This window comes from Facivitalis istanbulensis (assembly GCF_040560405.1).
GTDB classification, from domain to species: Bacteria; Pseudomonadota; Alphaproteobacteria; order Sphingomonadales; family Sphingomonadaceae; genus Sphingomonas; species Sphingomonas istanbulensis.
Map to the genome: position 1 here is coordinate 1 of NZ_JAVSCQ010000039.1, position 14,055 is coordinate 14,055.

The 14,055-nt window shown below is 66.9% G+C and carries 12 protein-coding genes and 2 pseudogenes; 6 read left to right on the plus strand and 8 right to left on the minus strand.

Features of this window, described 5'->3' with window-relative positions:
- Positions 1–106, plus strand: a pseudogene (locus RN629_RS16635) (IS5/IS1182 family transposase); the annotation flags it as partial.
- Positions 107–395: 289 nt separating this feature from the next.
- Complete coding sequence (locus tag RN629_RS16640; RefSeq protein WP_407036238.1) at positions 396–1,721, plus strand: hypothetical protein; 1,326 nt, start codon at positions 396–398, stop codon at positions 1,719–1,721.
- A gap of 63 nt (positions 1,722–1,784) precedes the next feature.
- On the opposite strand, the gene RN629_RS16645 is transcribed toward RN629_RS16640, so the two are convergent.
- Positions 1,785–2,690 carry a LysR substrate-binding domain-containing protein gene (locus RN629_RS16645; RefSeq protein WP_407036262.1) on the minus strand — a complete coding sequence of 302 codons (906 nt, stop codon included), beginning with the start codon at positions 2,688–2,690 and terminating at the stop codon, positions 1,785–1,787.
- A 103-nt stretch (positions 2,691–2,793) separates the two neighbouring features.
- Here RN629_RS16645 and RN629_RS16650 point away from each other — a divergent pair, with 103 nt between their 5' ends.
- A complete protein-coding gene (locus tag RN629_RS16650) occupies positions 2,794–3,828 on the plus strand; it encodes an aldo/keto reductase (RefSeq protein WP_407036239.1) in 1,035 nt (344 codons plus the stop codon).
- Positions 3,829–3,841: 13 nt separating this feature from the next.
- The gene (locus RN629_RS16655) at positions 3,842–5,005 is read left to right on the plus strand and encodes an MFS transporter (RefSeq protein WP_407036240.1); all 1,164 of its coding nucleotides are present in this window, start codon (positions 3,842–3,844) and stop codon (positions 5,003–5,005) included.
- Here the strand turns inward: RN629_RS16655 and RN629_RS16660 are convergent.
- The 6 genes from RN629_RS16660 to RN629_RS16685 form a co-directional block, all read right to left on the minus strand.
- Complete coding sequence (locus tag RN629_RS16660) at positions 4,975–5,856, minus strand: sigma-70 family RNA polymerase sigma factor (protein WP_407036241.1); 882 nt, start codon at positions 5,854–5,856, stop codon at positions 4,975–4,977. The genes RN629_RS16655 and RN629_RS16660 overlap by 31 nt on opposite strands.
- A complete protein-coding gene (locus RN629_RS16665; RefSeq protein WP_407036242.1) occupies positions 5,849–6,301 on the minus strand; it encodes a carboxymuconolactone decarboxylase family protein in 453 nt (150 codons plus the stop codon). The genes RN629_RS16660 and RN629_RS16665 overlap by 8 nt, the downstream gene beginning before the upstream one ends.
- Before the next feature lie 87 nt (positions 6,302–6,388).
- Positions 6,389–6,937, minus strand: coding sequence for a GNAT family N-acetyltransferase (locus tag RN629_RS16670; protein ID WP_407036243.1), 549 nt, complete (start codon positions 6,935–6,937; stop codon positions 6,389–6,391).
- Entirely contained in the window at positions 6,934–7,851 is a 918-nt protein-coding gene (locus tag RN629_RS16675; RefSeq protein ID WP_407036244.1) for a bifunctional helix-turn-helix transcriptional regulator/GNAT family N-acetyltransferase, read from the minus strand. The genes RN629_RS16670 and RN629_RS16675 overlap by 4 nt, the downstream gene beginning before the upstream one ends.
- A gap of 40 nt (positions 7,852–7,891) precedes the next feature.
- The gene (locus RN629_RS16680) at positions 7,892–8,788 is read right to left on the minus strand and encodes an AraC family transcriptional regulator (RefSeq protein ID WP_407036245.1); all 897 of its coding nucleotides are present in this window, start codon (positions 8,786–8,788) and stop codon (positions 7,892–7,894) included.
- A 19-nt stretch (positions 8,789–8,807) separates the two neighbouring features.
- Complete coding sequence (locus tag RN629_RS16685) at positions 8,808–8,942, minus strand: hypothetical protein (protein ID WP_407036246.1); 135 nt, start codon at positions 8,940–8,942, stop codon at positions 8,808–8,810.
- Here RN629_RS16685 and RN629_RS16690 point away from each other — a divergent pair.
- Positions 8,941–9,957, plus strand: coding sequence for an aldo/keto reductase (locus RN629_RS16690; RefSeq protein WP_407036247.1), 1,017 nt, complete (start codon positions 8,941–8,943; stop codon positions 9,955–9,957). The two genes, RN629_RS16685 and RN629_RS16690, sit on opposite strands and share 2 nt — an antisense overlap.
- Positions 9,958–10,521: 564 nt before the next feature.
- Complete coding sequence (locus RN629_RS16695; protein WP_407036248.1) at positions 10,522–13,461, plus strand: TonB-dependent receptor; 2,940 nt, start codon at positions 10,522–10,524, stop codon at positions 13,459–13,461.
- A gap of 177 nt (positions 13,462–13,638) precedes the next feature.
- Here RN629_RS16695 and RN629_RS16700 read toward each other — a convergent pair.
- Positions 13,639–14,047 (minus strand): annotated as a pseudogene (locus RN629_RS16700) (transposase); the annotation flags it as partial.
- Positions 14,048–14,055 lie beyond the last annotated feature (8 nt).

The window sequence follows — 14,055 nt, forward strand, 5'->3', positions numbered from 1 at the left end:
CGGACGCCTGAAGGACTGGCGCCGCGTCGCCACCCGCTACGATCGGTGCCCGACCGTCTTCCTCTCCGCCATCGCGCTCGCTGCAACCGTCATCTTCTGGCTGTGATCAACGAGTCCTGACCCTAGCCGAGGAGCGCCCTTCTTATGTCAAGGATCATCCGGGCGATGCGACGGTCAGCCTGCGGCCGTCGATCGAAACGGTCGGAGCCACGCTGGCCCTGACCCGCAACTTGGGCCGCTGGTCGTCGAGCCTCAACCTTCAGGGTCAGATACGGACGGAACGCTCGACCTCCCGCAGCGATGGCGGGCCGGTCGACAGCCACCATGTCACGCGCAACCTGACGATCATCGGGGGATTGAGCGGCTCGCTCGCGGGATGGTCCTTGCAAGCGTCGATGACAGGACAGGTTTCCGCCACCCGCCAATCGGGATTGTCGGACACGGATTCCAGTCAGCAGTCGCTGGGCGGCACTCTTTCGGCCAATCGAAAGCTGCTCACATTGCCTGCCGGGCCGGTAATCGTGAACCTGTTCACCCAGGCATCCCGATCGCGCACGACGACCATGATCGGCGGGGCCGAGCAGGCATTCTCGGGCCACAATGTCAATCTGGGCGCCACCCTGTCGGTCCCGCTCTGGCGTACGCCCTCGCCCGGGCAGGGTTCAGTTGTCTCGCACGCACTGGGAAGCCTGTCCGCGACACTCGGCGGCAATGTGCGGCAGACCGACGCCGGCCAGGGCAAGGGCGTGAACGCGGGATTGTCCTGGTTGCCGCTCGGCAAGTTCAGATTGACCGGCAACTGGTCCCGTTCGACCGACAGCGTGTCGGACGCCCAGCGGTTCGCCCCGGAATATTATGGTGCGCCGATCACCGTGTTCGATTTCGTCACCGGGCAATCGGCCGAAGTGCTGCCGATCCTGGGCGGCACGCCCGACCTGCGTCCGCCCCGCTTCGATCGCGTCGCGCTATCGGCACTCGCCGGTCCGTTCCTGCCGTGGAACGTCGCGGGCAGCGTCAGCCTGCAACGATCCAATGCCGCCAACAGCGCCGGTCCCTTGCCGGCTGTCACACCGGAACTGGAGGCTGCCTTCCCCGATCGGTTCCGCCGCGACGCCACGGGGCGGCTGACCGCCATCGACCAGCGACCGATCAATTTCGCATCCACGCGCACCGAAAGCCTGGCCTCCAACCTGGGCGCCAGTTTCCCGCTTGGCGAGGCCGCACCGGGCAAGCCGAGGGGAACATTGCGACTGACGCTCAACCACAATCTGCAATTGCGCAACGTCACCACCATTCATGCCAGTCTGCCGCCCATGAACCGCTTGGTCGGCGACGGCGGCGGCGTGCCGCGCCAGCAACTCGACGTGCAGGTGGACGGGCGGCGTGGCGCATGGGGCCTGAACATGGCCGCACGCTGGCGCAGCGGGTATCGCACGCGTCGCGACACCGGGCGGGACAGCGCCGGCGATCTCCGCGTGTCCCCCGTCGGCACCATCGACCTGCGGTTCAGCTATGTGCTGCAGCGTGCGATCCGGCCGAGCCAGTCGGGCGTCACCCCCCGGCGCGGCGCTGGCATCCAGTTCGGGCTGGACGTCATCAATGTGTTCGATGCGCGACCGGGCGCCAGCCTCGGCGATGGTCGTCCAGCACCGGGTTACGGCCGAGACGATCAAGACCCGGTCGGGCGGGCGGTGCGGCTGTTCGCCCGGAGCCGATTCTAGAGCGGACGGGCGGCGAAGGCATCGTCCCCCATGCCCGCGCTGGTCCGGTCGCGCGGGGCCTGCCTACGCGACCCGGCCGCCCATTCGCTCGGCGAGGAAGTCGACGAACACGCGCACCCGCGCCGGCATGGTCGAGCCACCGACGAAGACGGCGTGGATCAGTTCGACATCGCCCGGATTATACGCCTCGAGCAACGGCACGAGCCGTCCATCGGCGATCTCTGCCGCAACGCTGAAGCAGCCGACGCGGGTGATGCCGACCCCCGCCGCCGCGAGCTGGCCCAGCGTCTCGCCATTGTTGGCGACGATGCCGCCCTCGACGCTCAGCGCGCAGTCCCGGCCATCGCGACGAAACGGCCAGATCGGCTCGGCACGGCGAAAGTTGAAGCTGAGGCAATTATGGGCGTGCAGATCTTCGGGTATCTGCGGCGTGCCCGCCCGCGCCAGATAGTCGGGCGACGCGACGATCACCCGCCGGGACTCGCCCAGCTTGCGCGCCGTGAGCCCGCTATCCGCGAGCGGACCGAAGCGGATCGCGACATCGGCCTGTCCTCCGGCGACATCGACCAGTGCGTCGGTCAGCGCCACGTCGATCAGGATGTGCGGATAAGCACGGGCGAAGTCGCCGAGCAGTGGGACGATGCACAACCGGCCATGCGACAGCGCCGCACTGATCCGCAACCGTCCACGCGGCGCGCCCTGGTCGGCGATCTGCTGCTCGGCATCGTCGAGATCGGCGAGGATCCGGCGCGCGGCGAGCAGATAGGCCTGCCCCTCGGCGGTCAGCGTCAGTGCGCGGGTCGAGCGCAGCAACAGTCGGACGCCCAGCCGCGCCTCGATCCGGTCGATCGCCCGCGCCACCGCCGAGGGCGTCAGCCCGAGCGTGCGACCGGCGGCGGAGAAGCTGCCTTCCGCCAAGACGCATGCGAACAGGGCGAGCGACCGGGCGCGATCCTCGCCGCCCACCATCTTTGTATCCAACGCATAGATCCTTTGCTCCGATGGCCGGTTCCGTCGCCGGCCATCGCCGTCCATTCATGCACCCGGCAACGACATTCGCAAAGGACCCGTCATGGACTATCGGCAACTGGGATCATCCGGGCTGCGTGTACCAGCCTTGGCGTTCGGCGCCGGAACGTTCGGCGGCAAGGGGCCGCTGTTCAGCGCCTGGGGCACCAGCGACGCCGCCGAGGCGCAGCGGCTGGTCGACATCTGTCTCGACGCCGGAGTCACGCTGTTCGACACTGCCGACGTCTATTCGGATGGCGCGTCGGAAGAAGTACTGGGCGCGGCGATCAAGGGGCGGCGTGACGCCGTCCTGGTCTCCACCAAGACCGGGCTGCCGACGGGCGACGGGCCGCAGGACTGGGGCGCGTCGCGGGCGCGGCTGATCGGCGCGGTCGAGGCGGCGCTACGGCGGCTCAGCACCGACCGGATCGACCTGCTCCAGCTTCACGCCTTCGATGCCTCCACCCCGACCGAGGAGATGATGGGCACGCTCGACCGGCTGATCGCGGACGGCAAGGTTTGCTATGCGGGCGTCTCCAACTATCCGGGCTGGCAGATCATGAAGGCGCAAGCGCTGGCCGATCGCCATGGCTGGCCGCGCCTCGTCGCGCATCAGGTCTATTACTCGCTGATCGGACGCGCCTACGAATGGGACCTGATGCCGCTGGCGGCGGATCAGGGCGTCGGTGCGCTGGTGTGGAGCCCGCTCGGCTGGGGGCGACTGACCGGCAGGATCGGGCGCGGGCGACCGATCCCGGCGGGCAGCCGCCTCCACGAAACCGCCCAGTTCGCGCCGCCGGTCGAGGACGAGCATCTCTACCGCGTGGTTGATGCGCTGGAAGCGGTGGCGGCGGAGACGGGCAAGACCGTGCCGCAGGTCGCGATCAACTGGCTGCTGCGGCGGCCGACCGTCTCGTCGGTCATCATCGGCGCCCGCAACGAGGCGCAGTTGCGCGACAATCTGGGGGCGGTCGGCTGGGCGCTGACGCCCGAGCAGGTCGCCACGCTTGATGCAGCGAGCGACGTACTGCCGCCCTATCCGCACACCCCCTATCGGCAGCAGGAGGGTTTCGCCCGCCTTGCGCCGCCGATGGTCTGAGGGAGCCAGGATCATGAAGTTCAATCTCGGGCTGATCTCGCTGGCGGTCGGCGCCTTCGGCATCGGCGTGACCGAGTTCGCGCCGATGGGCATGCTGCCGATCATCGCCAGCGACCTGCACGTGTCGATCCCGTCCGCCGGGCTGCTGGTCAGCGCCTATGCGATGGGCGTGCTGATCGGCGCGCCGCTCATGACGCTCACCACGGGGCGGATCGACCGGCGGACGCTGTTGATCGCACTGATGGGCATCTTCACGCTCGGCAATGCGCTGTCGGCGATGGCGGGCGGGTATTGGATGCTGATGGCGGCGCGGGTCGTCACTTCGTTCAACCATGGCGCCTTCTTCGGCGTCGGATCGGTGGTGGCCGCCAGCCTCGTGCCGCCGGACAAGCGCGCGGGCGCGGTGGCGGCGATGTTCACCGGGCTGACCGTTGCCACGATCGGCGGCGTGCCGGCGGCGACCTGGGTCAGCGAGGCGGTTGGCTGGCGCACCGCGTTCGCCGGGATCGCGGGCGTTGGCGCGATTGCGATGGTGTCGCTCCGTCTTGCCCTGCCGCCGCTGCCCGCTGCCGAAGGCGGCGACATGCGCGCTGAACTGCGGGTGCTGACACGCAAGCCGGTGCTGGCGGCGCTGGCACTGACCATGGTCGGGGCAAGCGCGATGTTCACCGTCTTCACCTATATCGTCCCGATCCTCCGCGAGGAGACGCAGGCATCAAGCGGCTTCGTGACGGCGATGCTGATGCTCTACGGCATCGGTCTGACGATCGGGAACACGCTGGGCGGGCGGCTGGCCGATCAGTCGATCGAGCGGACGCTGATCGGCAGCCTCGCCGTTCTCGCCACGGTGCTGGTCGTGTTCGCGGGCGTGATGCAGTGGCCATGGCCGGCCGCCACCGCGATCCTGGTCTGGGGCATCGCCAGCTTTGCGATCGTCCCGCCATTGCAGATGCGGGTGATGGTCGCGGCGGCGGATGCGCCGAACCTGGCCTCGGCGATGAACGTCGGTGCGTTCAACCTCGGCAATGCCTTTGGCGCGGCGCTGGGCGGCGGCGTGATCGGCGCCGGACTGGGATTGCCGGTGGTCTCTTTGGCCGGGGCAGTGATGGCGGCGGCGGCGCTGGTGATGCTGATGGCATTCCGGCGTCAGTCTCGCGCCGCTACCTGCCCGGCCTGAAGAGCCGCCGCTACGCGGGTGAGCTTGTCCGGGTTGCGGACGATGTAGATCGCCGCGATCCGGCCGTCGCGGATGTCGAGCGCGGTGGTCTGGAGCACGCTGCCGCCCGTGCGACTGAGATAGCCGGGTAGCCCGTCGATCGTGGCGAAGCCGAGGAGTTCGGTCGGCGCGTCGCGATATTTGCGCTGCAACCCGGCGAACAGCCGCTGCGCCTTTGCCAGTCCCCGGATGACGTTGTGGAAGGCCAGGACGCGCCCGCCACCATCGGAATGAATCGCGACATCCTCGGCCAGCAGGTCCGACAGGACGCTGGCATCGCCGTCCCGCGCCGCCGCGAAGAAGGCGCGGGTGATCCGCGCCGCGGCCTGTGGATCGACCGGGTAGCGCGGGCGCGCCTCGGCGACATGCCGCCGCGCGCGCGAGGCGAGTTGCCGCACCGTCGCTGGCGCACGGTCGAGCGTCTTGGCCACCTCTGGCAAGTCGACATTGAACACGTCGTGGAGCAGGAATGCCGCCCGCTCCAAGGGCGACAGCCGCTCCATCGCCAGCATCAAGGTGACGGTCAGATCGTCTGCGACGCCCGCTGGGTCGGTCGCGCCGAGCAGCGGCTCGGGCAGCCAAGCGCCAATATAGGTCTCGCGCCGCACCCGTGCCGATTTCAAATGATCGAGGCACAACCGGGTCACCACCCGCGTCAGCCAGGCGGCGGGCGCATCGACGCCCTCCACGCGCGACCAGCGCAGCCAGGCATCCTGCACCAGATCCTCCGCCTCGGCGAGCGATCCGGTCATGCGATAGGCCAGCCGGACGAGCCGCGGCCGCTCCGCCTCGAACAGCGCGGCGTCAGGCATCGTCGACCGGATGCGCGACGCGGAACCCCACCTGTAGCCGGTTCCAGCTGTTGATCGCCCCGATCGCCAGGGTCAGCCAGACCTGCTCCGGCTCGGTAAACACGGCCTTGAGCGCATCATAGTCCGCATCGGGCGCGCCCGTTTCGGCCAACAGCGTCAACGCCTCCGCCCAGCCGAGCGCCGCGCGCTCGCGAGCCGAATAAAGCGTCGATTCCCGCCACGCGCTCAGCATGTAGAGCCGCATCTCGCTTTCACCATGGCGGCGCAGGTCGGTCGAATGCAGGTGCAGGCAGAAGGCGCAGCCATTGATCTGCGACACGCGGAGTTTCACCAGTTCGAGCAGAATATGGTCGAGGCCACTTTGCGCGACGCTCTGCCCCAGCGCCGTCATCGCCTTGATGGCTTCCGGGGCCAGGGCATGGGGGTTGGCAATGCGCGGCGTCATGATCGGTCTCCTTGATGTCCGCCATCATGACGAGGCAGAGGAGAGCTTTGTGACATGCCGCTCCCGAAATCCCGCGCGCGGCCCGAGTCAGGCCATGGCGCGCAACGGCTTGCGCATCCGCGTCAGCGGCACGACGACCCCATCCACCTCCGCATCCGCGCGTTCGACCGGCATATAGCCGCACGCCACGTAGAGCGGCACGCCGCCCGCCGTGCCCATGAGTTCGACGGCGGCGAAGCCCTCCGCCCCCGCCGCCCGTTCGCAATGGTCGAGGATCATGCGGCCGATCCCGCGCCGGACATGGCCGGGATGGGTATACATGGCGCGGATGCGGGCGGCGTCGGTCACGGGGTCGAGCAACGCCGGGTCGCGCAAGGCCGTGCTGTGGTCGCCGCCATAAAGCGTCGCCCGGCGGCTCCACCCGCCACAGCCGACCGGCATGCCCTCCTCCTCGACCACGAAATACGTGCCGTCGCGCACCAATTGCGTGTCGAGGCCCATCACCGCCCGGCTGGCCGCGACCTGCTCGGGCGTGAGCACCGCCGCCTGGCCGTGATCGATCGACAGGGTCATCAGCGTGCGCAGCGCCGGAAGATCGGACTCGACCGCCACCCGGATGGTCAGCGCACCGCTCATGCCGCCAGCTCCAGCCGCCATGTCTCGCCCTGGAGCGGCACCCCGAACCGCTCGTGCATCGCCGTCTCGATGCAGCGGAAGCCGTGGGCGGCATAGATGCGACGCGCGGCCTCCAGCACCGTCTGCGTCCACAGGATCAACGCGCGATAGCCCGTCTCCCGCGCGAACCCGACGCAATGGCTGACCAGCGCGTCGCCAATCCCCCTTCGACGGGCAAAGGGCTCGACATGGAGCAGCCGCAGCCGGGCGAGACCATCGCCTTCATCGGTCACGAACGCCGCGCCCGCCATCACCCCGTCGATCTCCGCCACCCAGCATTGCTCGCGCGCCGGGTCGAAATCGCGCAGGAAGGCCGCCGTCACCTCGCTCTCGATCACCTCGACTTCGCGGCCCCAGCCATGGCTTTCGGCATAGAGGATCGACTGGCGCGCGGCGATCAGCGCGGGCTCGCCGGTGCGGAAAGGCCGGATGGTGAACGGTCCGCCCGATGCCGGGTCGAGCAGCAGCCGCGCGCGTGTCAGCGCCTCGACCAGATCACGTCGCTCCTGACCGGCAACGGTGTCGAGCAGATCGTCCACAGCGCCGCTCTGTCGCTCGTCAATGACATCGAACGCCGCCCGCCCTGCCTCGGTCAGCCGCAAGTCGCGGGCGCGGGCATCGTCATCGCGACGGACACGCAGGATCCAGCCGCGCGCCTCGAACCGCGCGACGAGGCGGCTGAGATAGCCCGCATCCATGCCGAGCGCGTCCTGCAACACGCTCGCCATCACCGGCTCGCGCGTCGCGATCTCGAACAGCAAGCGGGCTTCGGGCAGGCTCGCCTCGGTACCGAGGAAGCGCGCGTCGAGCGCCCCGATCATCTGGGTATAGAAACGGTTGAACCGGCGGATGGCGGTGACGTCTGGATTCTCCATGGCCGCCATGCTGAGCCGCTTTAGTTGACAGAGTCAAGTATCATGGCAGCGCGGGCTCAGGCACCAGTTGCGCGCGCAACGCCGTCGCATCGCGCCCGGGCGGCGCGCCGAACAGGCGGCGATAGTCGCGACTGAACTGGGACAGGCTTTCATAGCCCATGGCGAAGCCGACCCGCGCCACGTCCTCGGCGGCGATCAGGCGACGGCGTGCCTCCTGCAACCGTACCTGCTTCTGGAACTGCACCGGCGTCATCGTCGTCACCGCCTTGAAATGGCGGTGAAAGCCCGGAACGCTCATCCCCGCCAGCGCGGCGAGATCGGCGACCCGCAGCGTCTCGGCATAATGGTCGCGGATATGCGCCGTCGCCCGGCCGATCCGCGCGGCATGGGTGTCGGCCAGGCCCATCTGCCGCAACATGGGGCCCAGCGTCCCGCCCAGCAGCCGCCAGACGATCTCGCGCCGGATCAACGGCCCGAGCACCGCCTGATCGGCCGGGCTGTCGAGCAGATCAAGCAACCGCCTGAGAGGATCGCGCAAGGCCGGGTCATGGTCGGTGCTGGTCAGGGCGGCGAAAGCGGGCGCCGGCCCCAACACCTGCCCCCGTTCCGCGACCAGTTCGGCCACGGTCGCGGGCTCGATCGCCAGCGACAGCGCAAGATAGGGCTCGGCCGCGCTCGCCTTCACGATGCGCGACGTGACCGGCAGGTCGACCGAGGCGAGCAGGCACTGGCCCTCGGCATAATGATAGGGTGTCGGACCGAGCATCGACATCTTGGCCCCCTGCACGACCAGGCAGAAGGACGGTCGATAGACCGAGCGGATGATGCCAGTCGGCTCTTCCGCGCGGCTGATGAGGAGTCCCGGGATGGGCGTCTCGCGACCATGGACAAACCATTGGCGCTCGATCCTCCGGGCGAGGTCGGACAGCATCGTCATGCCAGCCCTATTAGCGCCGTCACGCGTCGAACGCATCGGCGGCCATTTCATTTTGATAGGATCGGGCAGGAGATTGATCGGATCGACGTCGCCCGATGGGGCGTTCCTGGCGTATCGGGCGATCACCCCATCCCAACAGGAGAATGATCGCCATGCGTATGCGCCAACTCGGCCGGAGCGGCCTGTTCGTGTCCGAACTCTGCCTCGGCACCATGACCTTTGGCGGCCGCGAGGGCATGTGGAGCCAGATCGGTCAACTCGGGCAGGACGAAGCCGACACGCTGGTCAGGACCGCGCTTGACGCCGGGATCAACTTCATCGACACCGCCAATGTGTACGCGCGCGGCGAGAGCGAGCGGATCCTGGGCCAGTCGCTCAAGAATCTCGGTGTCGCCCGCGACGATGTCGTGATCGCGACCAAGGTGCTGGGACCGATGGGCGACGGCCCCAATGCGCGCGGGGCCTCGCGCGGCCATATCCTCAGCCAGTGCAAGGCGAGCCTCCAGCGGCTCGGCCTCGACCATATCGACCTCTACCAGATCCATGGCTTCGACCCGGCGACGCCAATCGAGGAAACGCTGGAGGCGCTCGATACGCTCGTCCGTGACGGTCATGTCCGCTATCTCGGCCTGTCCAACTGGGCGGCGTGGCAGGTGGTGAAGGCGGTGGGCCTCACCGAAGCCCGGCGGCTTGCCCCCATCCTGTCGCTCCAGGCCTATTACACGCTGGTCGGCCGTGACCTGGAGCGAGAGATCGTGCCGATGCTGCGGTCGGAGACGATCGGCCTGATGGTGTGGAGCCCGCTTGCGGGGGGCTATCTGTCCGGCAAATATGACGGCGAGGGACAGGCCGCCGATGGTCGGCGCGCCAGTTTCGATTTCCCGCCGGTCGACCGTACCCGCGGTTCGGCCGCGCTCGCCGAGATGCGACGCATCGCCGAGGCGAAGGGCTGCACCGTCGCGCAGGTGGCGCTGGCCTGGCTGCTCCACCAGCCGGTGGTGACGAGCGTGATCGTCGGGGCGAAGCGGGTCGACCAACTGACCGACAATATCGCCGCCACACAGGTGTCCCTGGATGCGGACGACCTCGCCGCGCTCGACGCGGTGACGAAGCTGCCAGCGGAATATCCCGGCTGGATGCTGGAACGACAGGGCGGCTATCGCGCCTGATCGCCGCAAGTCCGAACTGAAAAAGGCGTGGTGCGCGATCGGTTCGGCGTACCACGCCCCGTTTTGCATCGTCGATTGCGCGGCGCAACCGCATCGCCATCCTGTTCGGGCACCTCACCGACCCACCTGCTGAAACGGGTGCCCGACAGCCTCCTTCTCCGTCATCGCCCTCGCCGCCGACCGCATCTCGTGGCCATGATCCCCGAAGCGAAATCCTGCCGACGACGCGGCGACATCAGCAGACAGACAGCATTCGGTAGCCTGACACTCAAAACTTCCCTGGCCGAACCCAAAGCTCGAACAACAAAGCAACGCCCAAAGGGGAAATTCACCTCTACTCTAATCAATCAACACACCAAATAGAACGATGATATAGTCAGACAAAACTTCCCAATCCTGAAACACATGCAACAATATAAACGAACGATGACATAGATTTCACCTAAAGTAAAAATCGTTCATACTTAAAATCATTTTCCATATAGTCATTTATCCGTCACAAACCGACGGCAGTAGCGCCGCCACTTCTCCCATCACAGACGGAACAACAAAAAAATGAGTGGCATGCGCGACCTTGGCAAATGGGCCAGGGCGATCCGTTTCGAGTGCCTGTGTTCGGTGGCTCTGATCGCATTTCCCGGCATGGCCCATGCCGCACCACTGGCAGTTTCGGACCACGACGCCCTCGGCACCGCAGACGCCAATCCCGCCGATGCCGGTGCCGGTGCAGCAACCGACCCATCCCGCGCTGGTCAGACCATCGTCGTGACCGGCCGCCGCAACGATGCTGAAAAGCTGTCGATCGCCGCTGACCACAAGATCGACATATTGGATGCCGATGCCTTGGCGCGCGCACCCGACAGCAATGCGGCCGAGGCTCTGGCCCGCCTGCCCGGCATCGCATTGCTGCCGGTGACGGTGGGCGGCGCGCTGGGCGGATCGGCCTTCATGATCGATGATGCCGCGCGTGGCGAAGGCGGTTACATCTCGGTCCGGGGCCTGGGCTCCGATTATACGCTCAACCTGATGAACGGCGCGGACATCGCGCAGGGCAAGCCCGCCACCCGTCAGGTTTCACTGGCGCTGTTGCCGCCGCTCGGCTTCGCGCGCATCGCGGTATCCAAGTCATTGTCGCCGACGATGAACGGCGACGCGATCGCAGGCGTGGTGGATTTCCAGGACGCGAGCGCCTTCGACATCGGCAAGCCGCTCACCATGCTCTCGGTCCAGGGGGCCTTTAACGGCAACAATGACGGCTATGGCCTGTTCAAGGGGCCGCTCAACGCGGGCGGAACCATCCAGGGCGAGGTGTCGCGGGTCTTTGGCAATGGCGATTTCGGCATTCACGCCGTCGGCTATTACGCCAAGCGGAACTTCTCCTCCTCGGCCCTCAACGAGAATGAGGGCAATTGGGATTTCCTGACGACGCTCGACGGGTCGGATCATACGCCGATCCCCAATCTCGCGCCGACCGCCAACATGATCGCCGAGCAGATCAACGCCCAGCTCTCCTATGGCACGACGACGCGCTGGGGCGGCAACATGGCGCTCGACTGGAAGCGTGACGAGACGCTCCATGTCTATCTGCGCGGCAGCTACGCGCAGGCTGACACCGAACAGACGACGATCCAGCGCGGACCCCAGTCGACCAGCCAGAATGCCGTCCAGAACAGCGACGGCACCTATACGACGCTGGAGCAGGGCATCATCGGCAGCTATTGGGCCGAAACCAATCCGGAACGGGCACGACTGGGCAATCTGCAACTGGGTGTCGATGCCACGTTCGACCGGCTGAGCGTCAAGGCTCTGGCCTTTGGTTCCTATGCCAGCGACGACCGGCCGAACCATATCGAAATGGCCTACAAGAACCTGTCGATCGATCCCACGGTATCGATGGCGCCGGGCTTCGCGGGCAATCCGGCCTATCCCGTTCCCGGCCTGGGTCAGGCGGTCAACACCCAGATCAACACGATCGGCCAATATGTGCCCCAGACGCTGGCCAATTTTGGCTCGGCGGGCGTGGTGCGCGATGACGTGGCCAGCCACCAGTTGCTGGGCGGGGCCAAGCTCGATCTCGCCTGGTCGACCGGTCTCGACTGGCTGCCGAAAATCGAGTTCGGGGCGAAATATTCCACCAGCCATCGCCGTGCGACCAGCCTGGATTATCAATATGATGCCGGCGACGCCCTGCTACCCGGCCTGGCGCCAACGCTCGATGGCAGCCCGTTCATCGGGCGAGTCATCAACTCCCCGATGCTCGGCGGGCAAGCGGCGCATTATCCCTATGCCACGCCCTTGTTCAACGCGCCGGCGGCACTCCAATATGTGATGGGCCTGCCGTTGAGCTATGCCAGCGCCGGCTACGGATATAGCTGGACGGGCTCGCCGACGCAGCTCGCCTTCAACCAGAATGTGAATACGCAGTCGGGCAACGAACGCGTCACCGCCCTCTATGCCCGCGCGCCGATCACGCTGGGCCAGCTTGAGATCACGCCGGGGCTGCGGTTCGAACATACCGACATCTCTAATACCTTCTGGAGCGCCACCTATGACGACAACGGCAATCTGAGCGGCGGTGGGTTCGCGACCAACCACACCCATTACAACGTACCGCTGCCCAGCCTGTTCATCACCTGGCGCCCCGAATCCGCGGCCGTCTTCCGCGCCGCCTATTGGCGCAGCTATGTCCGCCCCAGCCTGTTCCTGCTGGGCGGTGGCCGGACGATCACGCCGCTCGGCAACAACATCATCCAGATCCAGCAGGGCAATCCCAACCTGGTTCCGGTCACGGCGCATAACTTCGATGCCTCGATCGAATATGGCCTGTCCGACACCAGCCGGATTTCGGTCGCCGGCTTCTACAAGAAGCTGAGCAACTATCTGTTCGACGCCGGCGCCTCGACGCGCGGCGACGGCACCCATTATGTCAATACGCTGGGCACCTCGACCGTCGGGTCGACCATTGTCCTGCAACCGCAAAATGGTGGCGATGCCTCGGCCTATGGCGTCGAGTTCGCCGTGGCACAGCGGCTGGCCGTCCTGCCGGGCTTCCTGTCCAACTTCGTGGTGAGCGGCAACATGACGCTTCAGCACACCAGCGCCGACCTCAACCTGTCGGGCATCGCCAATGGGGGGCCGATGCAATATGCCCCCGACTTCATGGCGAATGCGGCCCTCAGCTATCGCACCGACCGGTTCGAGAGCACCCTCTCCTATCGCCACACAGGCCGGTTCCTCGAAACCTATTACACCTATCGCCGCAACGATCCTGTGACGGGCGCGGCCCTGCCCAATATCGACATCAGCTGGTGGGACCAACCGACCGAACGGCTCGACTGGTCGGGCAGGCTCCGCGTCCGCGAGAATGTCGAGCTCAATCTCGCCGTGCAGAACATCCTGGGTGACGTCAGCTATTATGCGACGCGCGGCAAGAATGCCTATCAGATCGCACAGATCGTCCAGCCGGGGCGGACCATTCTGGCCGGCATGTCGATCCGCTTTTGACCGGGTGTCGGCCCTTGTTGGCCGACCTCCCCAAAGCGCTTTGACAAGAGTATTCAGCGAATATGCGATGGCAGCTTGCCATCGCAAATTCCTGCCTGGCCATGGCGCGCGATCTCGACGATCCGCCACTGGCCGACGGGCCCCGTCGGGATGGACGTCACCCCGTTTCCAGCAACCGGGGCAGCCGATGAGGTTGCAGGCGGCGACCGACAACGTGAAGGCGAAGGCGGACGCGCGCCCGTCCGCGAAAGCGCGTCTTGCCCTGTCCGGCAGCGGCCTTGGCCCAGCCGAACACCTCTTCGATCCGCTTGCGGAAGCGCTGGCTGGCGGCATAGCCGGCATGCCGGGTGGTGCGCCCGTCGATGGCAGAGCGCCGGCCGCTGCTGTTCTGTGCCACGTGCGGGGTCACGCATCGGTCGCACAGGTCCGACACGAAGTCGCGCGTGTCATAGGCTCGGTCCGCGCCCGGCGTGATGCGCCGCCCCTCAGGCCGGGCGAGATCGTCGACCATCGCCACCGCAGTGAGCCGCTCGGCAAACCCGGCCGCCCGCGTGATCTCGGTGTCGACCACCCGCCCGTGGCGGTTCACGTTCC

Coding starts and splice junctions, on each gene's coding strand:
- RN629_RS16645 (WP_407036262.1), bottom strand. CDS start 2,690: ATGGTGGGCGGCGAGGATCGCGCCCGGTCGCTCGCCCTGTTCGCATGC.
- RN629_RS16675 (WP_407036244.1), bottom strand. CDS start 7,851: ATGGAGAATCCAGACGTCACCGCCATCCGCCGGTTCAACCGTTTCTAT.
- RN629_RS16670 (WP_407036243.1), bottom strand. CDS start 6,937: ATGAGCGGTGCGCTGACCATCCGGGTGGCGGTCGAGTCCGATCTTCCG.
- RN629_RS16680 (WP_407036245.1), bottom strand. CDS start 8,788: ATGACGATGCTGTCCGACCTCGCCCGGAGGATCGAGCGCCAATGGTTT.
- RN629_RS16655 (WP_407036240.1), top strand. CDS start 3,842: ATGAAGTTCAATCTCGGGCTGATCTCGCTGGCGGTCGGCGCCTTCGGC.
- RN629_RS16640 (WP_407036238.1), top strand. CDS start 396: ATGACAGGACAGGTTTCCGCCACCCGCCAATCGGGATTGTCGGACACG.
- RN629_RS16650 (WP_407036239.1), top strand. CDS start 2,794: ATGGACTATCGGCAACTGGGATCATCCGGGCTGCGTGTACCAGCCTTG.
- RN629_RS16690 (WP_407036247.1), top strand. CDS start 8,941: ATGCGTATGCGCCAACTCGGCCGGAGCGGCCTGTTCGTGTCCGAACTC.
- RN629_RS16695 (WP_407036248.1), top strand. CDS start 10,522: ATGCGCGACCTTGGCAAATGGGCCAGGGCGATCCGTTTCGAGTGCCTG.
- RN629_RS16660 (WP_407036241.1), bottom strand. CDS start 5,856: ATGCCTGACGCCGCGCTGTTCGAGGCGGAGCGGCCGCGGCTCGTCCGG.
- RN629_RS16665 (WP_407036242.1), bottom strand. CDS start 6,301: ATGACGCCGCGCATTGCCAACCCCCATGCCCTGGCCCCGGAAGCCATC.
- RN629_RS16685 (WP_407036246.1), bottom strand. CDS start 8,942: ATGGCGATCATTCTCCTGTTGGGATGGGGTGATCGCCCGATACGCCAG.